The 17471-nt window shown below is 60.2% G+C and carries 11 protein-coding genes and 2 tRNA genes; 6 read left to right on the top strand and 7 right to left on the bottom strand.

All coding sequences use genetic code 11. The annotated features are described in order from the left end of the window. Window positions 1–68: 68 nt before the first annotated feature. The 3 genes from FMF02_RS08310 to FMF02_RS08300 all read right to left on the bottom strand — a co-directional run bounded on the left by FMF02_RS08310 (window position 69) and on the right by FMF02_RS08300 (window position 5326). A complete protein-coding gene (locus FMF02_RS08310; protein ID WP_141412808.1) occupies window positions 69–1370 on the bottom strand; it encodes an FAD-dependent oxidoreductase in 1302 nt (433 codons plus the stop codon). A gap of 169 nt (window positions 1371–1539) precedes the next feature. Beyond that, window positions 1540–2793 carry an aspartate kinase gene (locus tag FMF02_RS08305; protein WP_019130231.1) on the bottom strand — a complete coding sequence of 418 codons (1254 nt, stop codon included), beginning with the start codon at window positions 2791–2793 and terminating at the stop codon, window positions 1540–1542. 388 nt (window positions 2794–3181) lie between these two features. Further along, window positions 3182–5326, bottom strand: a complete 2145-nt coding sequence (locus FMF02_RS08300) for a prolyl oligopeptidase family serine peptidase (RefSeq protein ID WP_141412806.1) — start codon at window positions 5324–5326, stop codon at window positions 3182–3184. Window positions 5327–5723: 397 nt separating this feature from the next. On the opposite strand from FMF02_RS08300, the gene FMF02_RS08295 reads away from it, so the two are divergent. From FMF02_RS08295 to gcvH, 3 genes are all read left to right on the top strand, one after another. Further along, the gene (locus FMF02_RS08295) at window positions 5724–6551 is read left to right on the top strand and encodes a 2,3,4,5-tetrahydropyridine-2,6-dicarboxylate N-succinyltransferase (protein WP_141412804.1); all 828 of its coding nucleotides are present in this window, start codon (window positions 5724–5726) and stop codon (window positions 6549–6551) included. 61 nt (window positions 6552–6612) lie between these two features. After that, window positions 6613–7362, top strand: a complete 750-nt coding sequence (locus FMF02_RS08290) for a biotin--[acetyl-CoA-carboxylase] ligase (RefSeq protein ID WP_141412803.1) — start codon at window positions 6613–6615, stop codon at window positions 7360–7362. Between the two features lie 165 nt (window positions 7363–7527). After that, window positions 7528–7905: a glycine cleavage system protein GcvH gene (gene gcvH / locus FMF02_RS08285; protein WP_019130235.1), complete on the top strand. Its 378-nt coding sequence runs from the start codon at window positions 7528–7530 to the stop codon at window positions 7903–7905. Between the two features lie 1750 nt (window positions 7906–9655). Here gcvH and rpsT read toward each other — a convergent pair. The 4 genes from rpsT to FMF02_RS08265 form a co-directional block, all read right to left on the bottom strand. Next, a complete protein-coding gene (rpsT, locus tag FMF02_RS08280) occupies window positions 9656–9907 on the bottom strand; it encodes a 30S ribosomal protein S20 (protein ID WP_019130236.1) in 252 nt (83 codons plus the stop codon). A gap of 191 nt (window positions 9908–10098) precedes the next feature. Then, window positions 10099–10170 (bottom strand) — tRNA-Glu (locus FMF02_RS08275). Window positions 10171–10336: 166 nt separating this feature from the next. Continuing rightward, complete coding sequence (locus FMF02_RS08270; RefSeq protein ID WP_141412802.1) at window positions 10337–11101, bottom strand: ABC transporter ATP-binding protein; 765 nt, start codon at window positions 11099–11101, stop codon at window positions 10337–10339. After that, window positions 11098–12114 (bottom strand): iron chelate uptake ABC transporter family permease subunit, encoded by a 1017-nt coding sequence (locus FMF02_RS08265; protein WP_141412801.1) that lies wholly within the window; start codon window positions 12112–12114, stop codon window positions 11098–11100. The genes FMF02_RS08270 and FMF02_RS08265 overlap by 4 nt, the downstream gene beginning before the upstream one ends. Window positions 12115–12210: 96 nt before the next feature. On the opposite strand from FMF02_RS08265, the gene FMF02_RS08260 reads away from it, so the two are divergent. The 3 genes from FMF02_RS08260 to FMF02_RS08250 all read left to right on the top strand — a co-directional run bounded on the left by FMF02_RS08260 (window position 12211) and on the right by FMF02_RS08250 (window position 17430). Further along, window positions 12211–12285, top strand: a tRNA-Pro gene (locus FMF02_RS08260). Window positions 12286–13777: 1492 nt separating this feature from the next. Beyond that, window positions 13778–16246, top strand: a complete 2469-nt coding sequence (locus FMF02_RS08255; RefSeq protein ID WP_019130241.1) for an endonuclease/exonuclease/phosphatase family protein — start codon at window positions 13778–13780, stop codon at window positions 16244–16246. A gap of 59 nt (window positions 16247–16305) precedes the next feature. Next, window positions 16306–17430 (top strand): hypothetical protein, encoded by a 1125-nt coding sequence (locus FMF02_RS08250; protein WP_162851453.1) that lies wholly within the window; start codon window positions 16306–16308, stop codon window positions 17428–17430. The last annotated feature ends 41 nt before the right edge of the window (window positions 17431–17471 follow it).

The following is a 17471-nucleotide window of genomic DNA, read 5'->3' as shown; positions in this document are numbered from 1 at the left end:
GGCGCAGCTCACGGAAAAAGGCGGCCGTCCCGACGATCGGGACGGCCGCCTTTTTCCGTCATGCAGATTCAGGCTGTGAGGTTGGCCCCATATTCGATGAGCGTCTTGCGCAGCTGCCCGACATCGATCTCCGCTACGCCGACGCCCGAGCGGACGCACTGCGCCGCCGCGGCTCCGGCCGCCTGCCCCAGCCCCATGACCGAAGCCTGCACGCGCACCGATGCCGACGCGACCGCATCGGCCGAAAACGACCGGCCGGCTACCAGCAGGTTCGGGAAACCGGGGGCGATCAGGCAGCGGTAGGGAATGAAGGCCGCCTCTTTGAGGAACTCGCACCGCTGTCCGGTCGACGAGGCGGCGTGGATGTCGACCGGATGACATCCCCGCGAAACAGCGTCGGGAAAGTCGACGGCATGGAGATACTCCTCGCCCGTGAGCGTGTGGAAACCCCTGATGCGGCGCGTCTCGCGCACGCCGGTCTGCGTGGCGGTAGCGAGCAGCGAGGCGTTGCGGAAGGCCGGCACGTGACGGCGAAGCAGTTCGGTGAAGAGGTGGACGTGTTCGTGCAGCAGGCACTCCGCGGCCGTCGCCTCGCGGTTGTCGGCCATATCGGCCTGCGTGCGCGTCATGTTGACGAGCACCACCCCGGGCGTCAGCACGCCGCAGTACCACGGCCCGCCGAAGAGGGGTACCTCCTCCCGCTCGCGCAGCGCTTCGAGCGCCTCGCGGATGGCGAGGTCGTGGTAGTTGACACCCTGCCGGCTGTGGCGCAGCATCGGCAGCGCGTCGGTATCTACGCCGCCGAGCATGAAGATGAGCGAGGCCGGTTGCAGCGTCGTGCCTGCGGGCTGCATCGGGACGCCCGCCCGCAGCGCCAGGTCGGCGTCGCCCGTGGCGTCGATGAAGTAACGGGCGACGAGCGCCTCGGCGCCGTTCTTGTTCTCGATGACGACGTGCGAGATCCGCCCCTCCTCCGTCCGGCAGCCGGTCAGGTAGGAGTGAAAATAGAGCGTCACGCCTGCTTCGAGCAGCATCCGCTGGGCGACGAGCTTGTACTTCTCGGGCGAGAAGGTGATATTGCCCAGCGGCTTCTCCTCCTCGGCGCCTCCGATTCCGGCGAGCCGTTCGACGAACTCCCACGGGATGCCGCCGACGATGCGGCGGCCGTTGTAGTTGAAGACGCTGATCGGCGCCACCAGTCCGGCGGTAGCCATGCCGCCGAGGAATCCGTAGCGCTCGACGAGCGCCGTACGTGCCCCGCCGCGCGCGGCAGCGATCGCAGCGATCAGGCCGGCCGGTCCGCCGCCGCAGACCACGACGTCGTACGAACCCACGACCGGAACCTCTTTCGTCTGTGTGATGAAATCCATCGTATCGAATGTTATTGAACGTACTCCGCGGTATTATCCGACGATGCGTTTTCGCTTCGCCTCGCAGAGATAACAGACCGCGAATACGACCGCCGACCGGCCCGTAAAGATGCCGCCGATTACCGGTGTAGAAACCGTTGCGGGAATCACACGCGACGGTTGCGGACGCCTACTTCTTGCGGACGATACGCGCGGTGGACTGGGTCGTCTGGCGGACGAAGACTTTCGGCGTATAGCCGTACTTGGCCAGCAGCTCGTCGGTATAGCCCCGGATGGTGAGCAGCTCCATATCCTCGACCTTCATCACGTCGAAGCCCTCGTCGCGGAATTCGGCCACCGCTTCGTCGATATGCCACGAATTGTCGACGCACAACCCCAGATTGACCGCCGAATTGTGGATCAGATTGGTCTTGATGCGGTAGCGTTCGAGCAGCGAGAAGATCGTGGCGAACTTCTCTTCCAGCACGAACGAAAAATCGCGCGACCGCACCGTCAGGAAGACCTGATCCTTTTTGAGAATCAGAATCGGGACGGTCACGGGCGCCGACGTGCCGCGGATCACCGTTCCGGGCTTGCGCTTGTCGCCGAACGGGCGGACGTAGAGCGGGATATTCTTGTTCTGCAACGGCTTGATCGTCTTGGGGTGGATGATCTGCGCACCGCTGTACGCCAGTTCGATCGTATCGAGGTAGTTCAACTCCTTGATCTGCTCGGCGTCGGGGAAGGTCTTGGGGTCGGCGTTGAGCACACCGTCGACATCCTTCCACACCGACATCGACTCCGCGCCGAGAATATTGGCCACCACGGCCGCCGAGTAGTCCGAACCCTCGCGGCCGAGCGTCGTAGTCGTCCCGTCGGGCGCGCCGCCGATGAAGCCCTGTCCCACGAAGATCGTCTCCGCTGCACCTTCCACTTCGGCCAGCAGGCGGAATGCCGAGGCGTCGATATCGACCGAAGCGTCCTTGTGGCGCTGCTGCGTGACCAGTGCACGGCGCATGTCGACCCAATGGTTGGCCACTCCCGCCGAGGCGAGGTACTCCGAGACGACGGTCGTCGAGAGCAGCTCGCCGAAGGCGACGATCGTGTCGTACCACAACTCGGCGTCGGCCGCACGGTACTGCGTCTCAGCGGCGACGCGATCCAGTTCGGCGAACAACGCCTCGACCCGTTCCAGACGGGTCGGGCCGTGCCAGAGGTCGTCGATGATCGCGGCGTGATATTCGCGCAACCGTGCGATCTCGGCAGCGGATTTTTCGCGGTCGCCCCGCTGCACCCCCTCGAACACCCGTTCCAGCGCATTGGTCGTCTTGCCCATCGCCGAGACGATGATGAAGAGGTTCTGTTCGTCGTCGATGATATTGCGCAGGTTGCGCACCCCCTCAGCATTGCGGACCGATGCTCCGCCGAATTTATAGACCTTCATATCCTTGTTTCCCGTTTTACCTTATTCGAGCCGTCGTGCTGCTCCACTGCGCATGGCCGCTGCGCGGATACCAACATTCCCTCCCCTCTGTCCCCTCCCTTTGATAAAGGGAGGGGCTTACACCGTATCGGCCTTCACCTGTTTCATCCTGCACCTCGGCAGTCAGCCGACAGGTATCCCGACGCTCTCCTACTCTTTAAAAGTACCTTACCCTTGTTTCCCGTTTTACCTTATTCGAGCCATCGTGCTGTCCAGCTGCGCATAACCACTGCGCCCCTTTCCGGAGTTCGCACCTTTTAAATAATATCCATCCGCCCCTTCCATCCACGGTTCGATACCCGCTCCGGTACAGCACGAACAGGGGCGGTCAATCAGCCTTCGCCGACCTTCAATTCTCCGGCGCCGATTGTCCGTACGTCGTCCCCGTATTGTAGAACAGGAAAGCGTAGCTGTCGGCCGATTCGGCGATACGCTTCGAGAGCGGTTTGCCCGCGCCGTGGCCGGCATTCCGTTCGATGCGGATCAGCACCGGAGCATCGCACGCCTGCGCATATTGGAGCGTCGCAGCGAATTTGAACGAATGCGCCGGCACCACACGATCGTCGTGGTCGCCCGTCGTGACGAGCGTCGCGGGGTAGCAGACGCCTTCGCGGATGTTGTGCAGCGGCGAGTAGGCGTAGAGCGTGCGGAACTGCGCCGCATCGTCGCTCGTACCGTATTCGGTCGCCCAGCCCCAGCCGATGGTGAAAAGGTGGTAGCGCAACATGTCCATCACGCCGACCGCAGGCAGGCAGACGGCGAACAGGTCGGGGCGCTGCACTTCGCAGGCGCCCACCAGCAATCCGCCGTTCGAGCCGCCGGCGATGGCCAGCTTTTCGCGCGAGGTATACTTCTCGGTGATGAGGAATTCGGCCGCCGCGATGAAATCGTCGAAGACCTGCTGCTTGCGGTCGAGCATACCAGCCTTGTGCCACCGCTCGCCGTATTCCGAACCGCCGCGCAGGTTGACGTTCACCACCACGCCGCCCTGCTCCATGAAGAGGATGTGCTCGGGCTTGAACGCAGGGGTGATATTGATCTGGAAACCGCCGTAGCCGTAGAGGTAACAGGGATTGCTGCCGTCGAGCCGCAGCCCCCGGCGATGCGAGACGAACATCGGCACGTGCTCGCCGTCGGAGGATTCGAAGAAGAGCTGTTCGGTAGTGTACTGCGCCGCATCGTAGGCCACCTGCGGCGTATGGTAGCAGGTAGTGCGGCCCGTGGGAATGTCGTAGCGGTAGACGGTCGGAGGCGCGGTGAAGGTGTTGAGCGAGAAGAAAATCTCCTGCTCCCTGTCCTTGCAGCCGAAACTCGGCACCGAACCGATGGCCGGCAGCGGCACGTCGGCCTGCCGGTTGCCCTCGTAATCGTATTTGTAGATCTTGTTCTGCGCGTTCCGGAGGTATTTCACCCACAGGTATCCCCCGCCCGGAGCGACCGCTTCGAGCAGATCGTCGGGGTGCTCCGCGATGACGGTCTCCAACCCCCGGGGTTCGAGCAGATCGATGCGCGCCAGCCGATAGTTGGCCGCACTGTCGTTGGTCACGACATAGAGTTTGTCGTCGCGGCACTCGACGGGCGCATAGTCGTTGGCGAAGCCGGCCAGCAACGTACGGAACGGCTCCTCCTTGTCCGCCGGGCGGAAGAGAACTTCACTGCCCGACGTACCTTCCGACGCGAGGACGAAAAGCCAGCGGCCGTCGTCGCTCTCCCAGCCGCTGAAATAGCGCAGCGGATGCTCCGGATCGCCGTATATGAGAATGTCGTCGGCCTGCGCCGTACCCAGACGGTGGTAATAGACCTTCTGGCATTCGTTCTTCGACGAATAGACGTTCGCCTTCGGCGCGTCGTAGGCGCTGTAATAGAACCCTTCGGAGTCGGGGGCCCATGTCGCGCCGGAGAACTTCACCCATTCGATCACATCCTGCGTCAACTGACCCGTCGCGGTATCCACGACATGTATCCGCACCCAATCCGAACCGGCTTCGGCGGCGGCATACGCGCACCAACGGCCGTCGTCGGAGAACGAGACGTCGACGAGCGCCGTCGTACCGTCGGCCGAAAGGGTATTCGGATCGAGGAACAGTTCGCCCTGAGCCGTGAGCGAGCGCTTGCGCCACAGCGCCGACTGGTTTTGAAGGCCGTCGTTGAGGAAATAGTAGTAATAGTCGCCGTGCCGCTCGGGCGCGCCCTCCTTCGGATAGTCGTAGAGCGCCGTCAACCGGTCGTAAATGGCCTGACGGGCAGGGAGCCGGTCGAGGTAGTCGCGCGTGACGGCGTTTTCGGCTTCGACCCATGCGGCCGTCTCGGCCGAATTGTCGTCTTCCAGCCAGCGGTAGGGATCGGCGACACGCGTACCGTGGTAGTCGACGACGACGGTCGTGTCGCGCCGCGTGTCGGGATAGGGTAAATGGCTTATTTTCATCTTTCTGTTACAACCGGGCATCAACGCGACCACTGCGAGGGTCGCCGCCGTCCATACGAATCGTCTCATCGGTCTGCTTTTGTATTGTTGCCGCCGGACGGAGAGGGTGTCTCGCCGCTACCGCAATCGTGCGGGCTACGGACGAACGTCTCGCTTCGACCGGCGTTTATGCGGACAAAGATACAAAAAATCGAAGGCAGAAGCAAGCGTCAGCTTGATTATGCCGAGACGGAGTATCTAAGGCGCAGCCAAAGATACGAATAAGCGGGGCAATGTCAAATTTATTTGAACATTTGAACATTGCCGAACGCGGGTATCTTCGGCATCGGCCGAAGATACGAAAAGTCGAGCGCAGAAGCAACCGTTCGTCCGATTCTGCCGTAACAAAGCATTCAAGGCGGAGCCAAAGAGTAGGAAAAGAGAGAAGATTTGCGTAACTTTGGCTGTCATAAAAACGGTAAAGATTATGTACGACGAACTCCGAACAACCGTCGAACGGGCGTGGGACGACCGCAGCCTGTTGCAGGACGATACGACCAAAGCCGCCATCCGCGAGGTGGTGGAACTCATCGACAAGGGGCTTCTGCGCACGGCCGAACCCGTCGACCTCGCGTGCAGCCAGTGGCGGGTCAACGAGTGGGTCAAGAAGGCCGTGATCCTCTATTTCCCGATCCAGAAGATGCGCATTCTGCGCGCCGGCGAACTGGAATGGTACGACAAGATGGACATCAAACGCGACTACGACCGGTTGGGCGTGCGCGCCGTGCCCCATGCAGTAGCCCGTTACGGCGCCTACATCGCTCCGGGAGCCATTCTCATGCCCTCGTACGTCAACATCGGCGCCTACGTGGGCGAAGGGACGATGGTCGACACGTGGGCCACCGTCGGGTCGTGCGCCCAGATCGGGAGCCACGTCCACCTCTCGGGCGGCGTGGGGATCGGCGGCGTGCTCGAACCCGTGCAGGCAGCGCCCGTCATCATCGAGGACAACTGCTTCGTCGGTTCGCGCGCGATCGTGGTCGAGGGGGCGCACGTCTGCCGCGAGGCGGTGCTCGGCTCGAACACGGTCATCACCGGTTCGACGCACATCATCGACGTCACGGGGGCCGAACCGGTCGAATACCGGGGCTACGTTCCGCCGCGTTCGGTCGTAATTCCGGGAAGCTACGCCAAGAAGTTTCCGGCCGGAGAGTACAGCGTGGCCTGCGCGCTCATCATCGGGCGGCGCAAGGAGTCGACCGACAAGAAGACCTCGCTCAACGACGCGCTGCGCGATTTCGGCGTTGCGGTGTAAAGGAAGGCGTGTTTCTCCCCGACCAAGCCTAAGAACGAACGGATAAATTCTCAATTTCGCCATGATCTATCATATTGCGGAGACGACTTCGACCAACGACCTCGCGCGTGAGGAGCGTTACGGCCACGGCGACGTGATCTGCGCCGAACGGCAGACGGCGGGACGCGGGCAGCGGGGACATACATGGACGAGTCCCGAAGGGGTGAACCTTCTCTTTTCGGTCGTGCTCTGTCCGACGTTCCTTCCCGCAGGCGAGCAGTTCCTGCTCTCGCAGGCCGTGGCGCTCGCGCTGGTCGACACCCTCGGCACCTGCGGAATCGACGCCCGCATCAAATGGACGAACGACATCTACGCCGGCGATCGCAAACTGGTGGGCATCCTCATCGAGCATCACCTCGCAGGCGGGCGGCTCGCCCGCACGGTGGCCGGCATCGGCATCAACGTCAACCAGACGGAGTTCGATCCCGCGCTGCCCAATCCCACCTCGATGGCGCTCGAAGCGGGACGCACGTTCGACCGAGAAGAGGTGCTCGACCGGTTCCACGCCGCACTCATGCGACGGTATGCCGCGCTCGAAGCGGACGACAGGGCGCCGCTTGCGGAGGAGTATCGCCGCCGCATGTACCGGATCGACGCTCCGCAGGCCTTCCGGCTGCCCGACGGAACCCGTTTCACGGGCGTGATCCGCGGTGTCCGCGCAGGGGGCGCGTTGCAGGTCGAACACCCCGACGGCACGTTGCACGACTATCTTTTCAGGGAGATCGAGTTCGAGGTGAAAAAATCGCCGGAGGAGTTGGGAATGAAAAAATAAGACGTATCTTTGTGTCGCCGGCGCTTCAAGCCGCAGGAATTCGGGACGCGGATCATCCTGCCGGACAGAAGGCCGGAACGGCGCGACCGGTGCAACCGGCGGAACGGCCTTCGGGATCGCACCGCTGCGACGGAAACGGATAGTTCCATGCAAAAAAGATAAAATATGAATGTTCCTTCCAATTTGAAGTACTCCAACGACCACGAGTGGTGCCGTATGGAGGGAGACACGGCCTACGTCGGCATTACGGATTTCGCGCAGAGCCAGTTGGGCGACATCGTCTTCGTCGATGTGCCCACCGAGGGCGAGACCGTCGCGGCAGGCGAGGTTTTCGGTACGATCGAGGCGGTGAAGACCGTGTCGGACGCATTCCTCCCCGTATCGGGCGAGATCGTCGAATTCAATGCAGCCGTCGACGCCGATCCTTCGATCGTCAACAAGGATCCCTACGGCGAGGGCTGGCTCGTAAAGGTGCGGGTGAGCGATCCCGCCGAGTACGATACGCTGCTCACGGCCGAGCAATATACCGAGTTGATCGGATAGTCCGATCGCTGCCGGATAATGAAACCGCCGCCCCTCTCGGGGCGGCGGTTCCGATTTACAATACGAACGAGTTCTTACAATCGGCCCGCCATCCCGAGGAGGAAATCCGAGAGGATTCCGACGCGAGGGCCGATTGCAGACCGTCGGGAATATGTAGCCGTGTTATCGTCTGTCAGCCTGCGGCCGGCAGAGAATGCATCGACCGCCTGTGGCGGAACGATGCAGCCCTTCGCATGGGACGGCTGCGGGCTGCCGCTCTCCGGCCGCAGTCGAAGAGCGAATCTTTTACAATCGTTAGTTTTAGCAGAATCGGAGTGTGAAAGCGTCGGAAACATCCTGAATGTATATCCGGAAGCATCCCGCACCTCCGATTGGGCGTCTCCTGCGAGGAGCAGTTTTTACCACCTTTTATCATCGAAAGGTGGCGCCAAAAGTGTCCGCAGGGCGAAAAGCTGCGGGAAACTCACAGCGCCTCGCTAAAACGGGCGCCTGTCGCGGGTTTGCAAGCAAACCGGCCCCGTTTTTTAACGCTCGTCATTGCTCGTTTCTTTTTCCGCACTTTTCGCAATGCGGAGACTGTTGTGCGCTTCGCGCAACAATGATTTATTACGATGTAATTCCTCTGTACTCAATTTAGCAGACCCTCGGCCTGCGGGATCGCACTGCGAAAATAGCGGAAGCAGTGACGGCAGCGGCGCGAGCGCCCGAAGCGATCGTGCGCAAACGGCGCAGATCTTGCGTGATCGCTCAGCGAGCGCGGGTGGCGGCACCCGCTACTATTCGCCGTGCTTGATCTTTTGGTGCTTTTGGATCAAGACAAAAGCACGGAAGAAAGAATCTAAGAGAATTTTTTTCCGATCGATCCTTCGGGAAACAATCCTGCCCCTCCGATTGTGCGTCTCCTGCAAGGAGCGGATTTACCACCTATTGTCACCAAAAGGTGGCGCCAAAAGTGTCCGCAGGGAACCGCCGTCCGATCTGATTCCTCCTCCGGTGCAATGCGGAGACAGTTGTGCGCTGTGCGCAATGATAATCATTCGTTTGCGTCCGCACATGGCAGGCCTCCGGCCTGCGGGATCGCACTGCGAAAGTAGCGGATGAAGTGACGGCACCGGGTGAACGCCAAGAGTGGGTGTGCAAAACGACGTTCAGCAGGCGAACGCAGAGGCCGCTTGCGGACTTTGCCGAGCCGCCGCAGTCGAAGCGGCGCAAAGGATTGCGCCGCAAAAGCGGAGTCTTTTGTGCCCGCTCAGTGAGCGCAGGTGTCGTCACCCGCTGCTTTTCGCCGTGCTTGATCTTTTGGTGCTTTTGGATCAAGACAAAAGCACATAAGAAAGAATATGCTCCACAGAAGAAATCGATTCTTCGGAAAGAATTCCGACGCCAAGATCGGCTGCGTCGTATCTGCGGGCCGAAGGCTGCGGGACACGCCCACGGTGGCGGGCCTCCGCAGGCGGAGACTTCAACCCGCACGGCGCAAAGGCCCGCAATATTTCAAGCCGGATTGTGGGGTTTCGCAAGGCCGAAACCTGGCCTGCATGGCACGTTGCTCCGTGAATTCCCGAAAAGTTCGTTCAAGCAGGAGATTTCCGCCCGTCCCGCTCCGTTCCGACCGGCACGCCCCCCCCCGACATACCGAAGGGCAACAGACATACCGAAAGGAGCACACGCCCCCCGATAAACAACGGGAACCGTTTCCTATGAAACGATTCCCGTTTTCTTTTCCGCGGCGTATCCCGCCCGATCCGGCTTAGAGCGCGTTGACGTGCAGTTGGAGCGCGCCTTTCAAGTTACCGGCCTTGTTCTTGTGGATGATGTTGTGCTTGGCCAACTTGTCCAACATCGACGTTACCTTGGGCAGCAACGCTTCGGCAGCGCTCTTCTCGCTGGTATTGCGCAGCGCCTTCACCGCATTGCGCGCCGTCTTGTGATAGAGACGGTTGTGCGCACGTTTGGTAACGGTCTGGCGAATCCGCTTCTTGGATGACTTATGGTTTGCCATAATTTCGTTTTTTTATTTTATTTCACTTTTCGTCAATAAGCAAAACGGCCGTAGCCGCCCTCGGATAGGTCGCTAAAACCCGCTCCTGCAACGTATCACCCGTGAAAGCCGCCCACCCTGCCGATCCGCACTGGGCGAAACTTCTGTTCCGTCCCGCTTCCGGCGCCGGCAGCCCCGCGGCCTCTCGTTTGTAGCCCATAGCAGAATCGAACTGCTCTTTCAAGAATGAAAATCTTGCGTCCTAACCGATAGACGAATGGGCCTACTCACCGCTATTTCCGCCTCGCAGCGTACTTTAGCGGTGCAAAGATAAGCAAAAAAGCGATCGAAACAAAAAATGGAATAAAAAAATTGCGGAATAAACGCATTTTAAACTGCAATCTCCCGATAATCAACGCACTGCAAGAACAAACGCAATCTATTCCGCAGTCACCTCCGCACCGTTACCGTGCGCGTCGAGGCATCGAAGGCCACCGTCCCGTTGTCGAAAAGCCGTTCGATATGGCCACTGCGAATCATTTCGTCGGTAGGCAGGAGGTGCAGCCGCGGCGGATCGATCAGCGCGACGGCGTCGCACAGCGTCAGCGCGATGTCCAGTTCGTGCGTCGAAAAGAAGATGCACTTCCCCTCGTCATGCGCCAGCCGACGCAGCAGCGTACACAACTCGTAGCGATTGGGCATGTCGAGAAAAGCCGTCGGCTCGTCGAGCAAGATCACCGGCGTGTCCTGCGCAAGCGCACGCGCGATCATCACGCGCTGCGCCTCGCCGTCCGACAGGCGATCCATCGGCTTGTCGGCGAAACCGCCCATCCCCACCAGATTCAAGGCACGGTCGACGACCGCACGGTCTCCGGGCCGCAGACGCCCCAGCCAGTCGGTATAGGGAGCCCGCCCCAACCCTACCACGTCGCGGCTGGCGAGGTTGGCGATGCGCACCTTCTCGGTGGTGACGAAACTCACGACCTGCGCGAGCTCGTGCGCCGGCGTCGCACTCAGCAGGCGTCCGCAGAGCCGTATCCCGCCCGACAGCGGCGCCTCGAGCCCCGCGACCGCACGCAGCAGCGTACTTTTCCCCGTGCCGTTGCGTCCCAGCAACGCGACGAGCCGTCCGCCGCCGATAGCCGCCGAAACATCTTCGAGCAGCACCCGGTGCCCGTAGCCGATAGTGATATGCTGCAATTCGACGTGTGTCATACGATATTCTTATTACGCACCACCACCCACACCACGATCGGAATGCCCATGAGCGCCGTCAGCGTATTGACCGGCAGCGCCAGCTGTTTCGAACAGAGATCGCAGACGAGCAGCATCGCCGCACCGAGCAGCATCGAGGCGGGCATGAGCACGCGGTGGTCGGCGCTGGCGAAGAGCATCCGCGCCAGGTGCGGCACGGCCAGCCCCACGAAACCGATCGGGCCGCAGAAGGCGGTCACGGTACCCGACAGCAACGTCGTGGCCAGAAAGATCAACGTGCGTGTACGGCCGACATTCAGCCCCATCGTGCGGGCGTAGCGCTCGCCCAGCAGCAGCAGATTCAACGGTTTGAGTACGGCGAACGTCAATCCCGTACCGACCGCCACGGCCGGCACGAGCAGCGTCAGCTGCGGGATCGTCACATCGCCGAGCGATCCCATCGTCCAGACGACGAACGATTTGAGAGCCGCCTCGTTGCTCATGTATTGGAGAATCTCGACGAGCGCCCCGACGGCCGATCCGAACATCATTCCCAGAATCAGAATTACCATGATGTCCTTGATACGGCGGCTGACGGCCATGATCGACAACAGGATGAGCGCCGACCCGATCCATGCGGCGCCCGCCGTACCGACGCTGGCCAGCAACGAATGCCCTGCGATGCCCAGCAGCGGCGCCCCCAACAGAAACAACGCCACGCCGAGACTCGCGCCCGAGCTGATACCCAGCACGAAAGGGCCTGCCAGCGGATTGCGGAACAACGTCTGCATCAACAGGCCGCTGGCCGCAAGCGAAAACCCCGCCAGCACGGCGACGACGGCCTTTATCAACCGGATTTTCAGAATGATGTCGCGCGCCATGGGATCGCACGGCCCGCCCGTCAGCAAGGCCCACACCTCGCGGCCGCCCACGCCGACCGATCCCGATGCGAGATCGAAGGCGAAGAGCACGACGACGACGATCGCAAGGAGGCCGAAAAGAATTCCTCGGCGGATTTCGAGGGCGAATTTCACTTTTTACGAAAATTATTCGGACAAAAGTAGTAAATATTTCAGAAAATAATTATCTTTGCACCGCAAAACCGACCGAGGGTTTGCACCATACGCCATCGGGGTGTAGCTCAGCCCGGTTAGAGTACACGTCTGGGGGGCGTGTTGTCGCAAGTTCGAATCTTGTCACCCCGACTAACCGAGAATCCTTGATATTCAGCCGAATATCAAGGATTTTTCTCTTGTGGTATATAGTCCGAAAAGTGGCGGTGGTACACAAGTGGGACATAAATGGTCGCTATCCGAAAATTTCGATATTAGCCGTTAAGTATTTAGTTGTCGGTTAGTTGCCGCATTCGGGCCTATACAGTCGCTCCGAACAGGCGGATAATGAATTTTATCGGGTCCGCGGTTATATGAGTTGTAATCGCGTCGCAGTATCTTATGCAGGGGGGGGGACGAAGCGACCTGCCGGATGGATTGCGGCAGGCCGGGACAACTAACGACGGTCGGGATGAAGATTCGAAAACGATGCGGATAACGACTCACTGCCATGGGCTTTATCCGCGGCTGCAAGTACATGCGAGACCATCAAAAACTACAATATTGAACACTTCGCCCTCCCCTTGTGGTTCCACAATTGGCGGAGATTCTTCAAATATAACGACAAGACCCATTTTAAAATAGGTATTCAGCCTCGGCATCGCCGGCTGCACCGGCGGTTCGCCGCTATCCGACGCAGCCTGCACTCGCAAAAAAATGCGCGGCACCGACCGCAGACGGCGGAACGAGCGGAACATGCAAAACAAAACGAACAGGAGTATTCGGACGGATAAATACCGATATCGCCATTTCGAGCGGACACCTCGGACAACGCCCCCTTCTCCTCGGAGGGGGGGGGAGGATAGTGCCGTTCGCAAAACGGGACGATTGCAATACGGAAGCCAATGACTCCGCAATATCATTCGCACGAATGTCGGAGATTTATCTTCGGCAGAAAAAGGTATCGCAACTTACACGAGTCACCGAAGAGAACGACGACGCCGGCGTCGCGGGACGAGTCAGAAATCGAGCCGGAAATCAAAGGGTTTCGCCTCTCGGTCGGACACCGGCATACGGCGATACGCTCAACAGCGCCCCGAGACCTTCATGCCGCCGGCCCCCCCCCGGAACCCTCCGTACGGAGCAATTCCAGCTCCGGCAGCAATCCCCGCACGCCCCCCCCCGAAACAATATCCCGCGATTTCATGCGCAGAAAAACTCCGGCCGGATGAAACGAAAATACCAAAAACGACAACCAACCGCATGAAAATTTATTCGTTCCGTATTTTGCAAATTGAAATTTTTTATTTATTTTTGTCTAAATGCTTCCCCTTAATGGAGAAGCGACCCGACCAAAACCGAACCGGATGGGAACCTCGACCATCGTCTATACGATCTTCGCTCGCAGGATGCGGCACGCTTCTACGCGCCGTAGCGAGGGAATAATTCCCCCCCCATCGGTATTTAGATCGTAACCCACTAACACACGTACGATTACACGTGCGCGCATTGTTTTCTGCAATGTGCGCTCCTCTTTTTGCATTCCGTTTCCGGCCGCATCCTGTCCCCGCAGAATTCCTAAATCCCATATACTATGCTTCAAAATCTACTAAGAACCTTAAACTCTTTCAGCAAAACGACAGTATTGCTGATCTGCTGTTGCTGTCTGGGGTGCGGCAACGGTGAAAAAGAAATCGACGACCCCGACCGTCCCGACCGACCGGACGGCGACGAATACGAGGACATCGAGGTGGTGGACGGCAAAGTGCGTTTCTACCTGTCCGAGTCGGAAAACGGCATCCGCCGGCCGATGGGCGTCGGCGAGCGGGTATGGAATGAGTCGAAGGTAACGGTCAACGGCAAGCCCTATGCGATTGCGACCGATGAGAACGACCGCCGCTATATCGACGTCGCGGCATCGAACGCCGGCACCTACAACGCCACACTGACCACTACGGAGTCCGGCAGTTGGTATGACACCTCGGTCTACACCGATGTGAAACTCCCCTACTCGCAGTTCTGGACGACGACCGCCCAAGCGCTGCAATCGTACCCGATGTACGGTTCGTACACCAAAGAAAACGGCAACAAGCTGATTTTCGACGACGCTTTCGCCGTGCTGGACGTGGCGCTGACGGGATCGGCCGAAATCGCTTCGGTGAAGGTCGCGTCGCCCGACGAAGAAATCGTGGCCGGATTCGCCAACTACCTCCCCTCCCGCGGGGGCTTCTCGATGACCGAAGGCGTCGACTTCGCCGTGCTCAACTGCACCGACGACGGCCGCTGCGTGGCGCTGGACAAGGGAACGCCGAAACATTTCCACATCATGCTGGCGCCGGGCGACTATCCGACGGGGTTGGAGATTACCGTCGGCGACGCGGAGCACCGCGCCATGAAACATACGCTGGCGTCCCTGCAACTCGCCGCAGGCGAAGTATACACCGTCGATCTGGCCTATACGCCCGACGCCGACCTCGTCTTCTACGAAGGTTTCGACAACTTCGTCTGGGGCGGCGACATCATGGGCGGACAGGAGGCGTCGGGCTACGCCCCGACGGCCGAAACCGTTACGACGGACTCGGGAACGGACCGCGACGGTTATGCGGACGCCTTCGAACGGGTCGCCTACAACAACCCCGGGTCGGCCTTCATCCAGTCGAATACGTGGGATGAAGTCAACGGCAAGACGGTCGGCACGTCGCATCAAATGTCCGACTCCTACGTGGCCAGCCGCAACATCGCCGACTACACCTTCATGTTCCGCTGTCAGGAGTATCAGGGTTATCTCGCCTGCGGCACGGGGAACACGGGCCGCGGCATCTTCCAGACCGCCGCGCTTCAAGCCATAGAGGGCATCGGCTCCGTGCGCGTCGCATTCGACTTCTGCTACCAGTACGGTTCGACGGACGTCCTGCTGTTCCAAGTCCTCAACGGAGGAATGATCGCCTCGGCGACCGTCGACGGGCACTCCGTCACGCTGACCGACGAGAATTCGGGCTACTCGGGTGCAACGGGAAAATACATCGTCGAGAAAAACTACGTGACGCTCCCGTCGAGCGAGTCGGCCGTCAAGGAGTGGCACCGCGTGGAGGTCGTCGTGGAGAACGCGACCGACGGCACGATGCTCTACTGGGCGGGCAACGACACAAGCAGCGGCGTCCATGGCTTCTATCTCGACAACATCGAGGTGCGTTCGCTCGGCGAAGCGGAGCGGGGCGAGAACATTCTGCGCGTGCTCTACTGGAATATTCAAAACGGCATGTGGTCGGATCAGGCCAACGATTACGACAACTTCACGGCTTGGGTGAAGAAGTACGACCCCGACGTGTGCGTATGGTGCGAATCGGCGACCATCTACAAGGACAACACCAATGCAGGAGCGCCCGCATCCGACAAGTTCCTGCCCGACGGCTGGCCGGCACTGGCAGCGCGCTACGGCCACTCGTATACGGCCGTCGGCGGCTGGCGCGACAATTATCCGCAGACCATCACCTCGAAATATCCGATCGAGACGCTGCTCAAAATCACGGATACGGAGCAGGCGGGAAAACCCGTTTCGCACGGCGCCGCCATCCAGCAAGTCACCGTGAAGGGTCATAAAATCAATGTCGTGACGCTCCACACGTGGCCGCAGGCCTACGCCTTCGGCGTCACCGGCTCGGCAAATCAGGCGGCGAGCGCCGCCAACAACGAAGGCGACAAGTACCGTGCGTTCGAAATCGGGTACATCTGCGACAAGACGGTCAACGATCCGGCCTACGCCGCACAGGAGGATTGGCTGATGATGGGCGACTTCAACGCCCGTTCCCGCGTCGACAACTGGTTCTACAACTATCCCGAGAACGACACCCGTCTGCTGGTTCACGATCACATCCGCAACAATACCGATTTGGTGGACATCATCGCCGAGCGCAACCCGGGACGCTTCATCTCGTCGACCTACGGCAATGCCCGCATCGACTTCATGTACGCCTCGCCCTCGATGTACGGACGTGTCGCGAACGCGCTGATCGTCATCGACAAGTGGACGACGGCAACCAAGAGTCCCTACGTGTCCAACTTCTACGACCCCTCGGACCACCGTCCGATTTTGGTGGATTTCGAGTTGAAATGACCGTTGGGAACGAATCTCCGACCTGAAACCAATACTACTACTGTTAACCTTATCGACTTATGAGAAAAACATTTCTGACGGAAAGTCTCGCCCGCTTGCTGCGGGGAGCGATCGGAATCGCGTGCCTGGCGGCGGCCTGCGTGTCGTGCGAAACGCACTCGAACTCCGACCGCAGCGAGTCGATCGCGGTCTACGCGGACCCGATCGAAAAGAAGCCGGTCGACGCCGTATACGTCGGCGTGCAGGGCGGGCAGGCGAAAATCTATGCGGAGGCGAACGTCGACTTCGTCGCCTCGTGGGAGGACGACGCCGACATGCCCTGGGCGGCAGTCCTGGACGACACTGCGGTCGACCCGCTGACGGGGTGCCGCATAGTGACCCTCGACGTCCAGCGGCGTGTCGAAACGGGCTGTTACTACACGCGGCGCACGGGTATGCTGATTCTGGCGGCGACCGACGGGACGCTGAACTACAACCGCATAGTGCCCGTACACCAAGGTTCGACAGCTCGCGTGAGCAACGATTTCTCCTCCATGAAGTACGGCAAAACCGATCCCCGCTTCACGGACGACGAGACGCCCATCGACGACTGGACGACCGCCCAGAAGGATTACGGCTTCTCCTCCACGACAATCGACGGCGAGGAGCACGCCCACTGCTACGGCAAGAACGGCTATCTGAAATTGGGCGACGACGAAGGACACGGCGCCGACCTGATTTCGCCCTACACCAACACGCTGCGCAGCGACTCGATGCTCATGGTCTCGTTCCGCGCTGTGGCGTATACCGACTTCTACACCGGAGCCAAGGACGACAACAAAATCAAGGTCGAGGTACTCGACGGGGGCGTAATCGCCGATTTCGCCGACACGGGCAAGACCTCGATCGAGCTCGAAGCCGCCTACTACGACCCCCGGAGCGACGAGTTCCCCGAGAACATGTGGGAGGGAAGCGACCTGCTGGTCTTCGTGGTCGGAACGCAGCTCAATCCGATTACGGTCAACACGCGCATCCGCATCAGCTGCGGCTCGTTCACCCAGACGTCGCCGGTCAACAACCGCATCTTCCTCGACAATTTCTACATCCGCCGCCTCGAAGCGGACGAAGAGAATTACTTTACCGAAAACAACGGCAGCGGCAAGGACATAATCCTCGGAGCGCCTCTCGAGGAGGGTCAGGAGTAAGCAGGCCGGAACAAGTCGTATCACCTAAAACAACCTGAAAT

The organism is Alistipes communis, from assembly GCF_006542665.1.
Lineage (GTDB): Bacteria > Bacteroidota > Bacteroidia > Bacteroidales > Rikenellaceae > Alistipes > Alistipes communis.
Note: the sequence above shows the minus strand (reverse complement) of the source record. Positions and strands in the feature narration are given on the sequence as shown.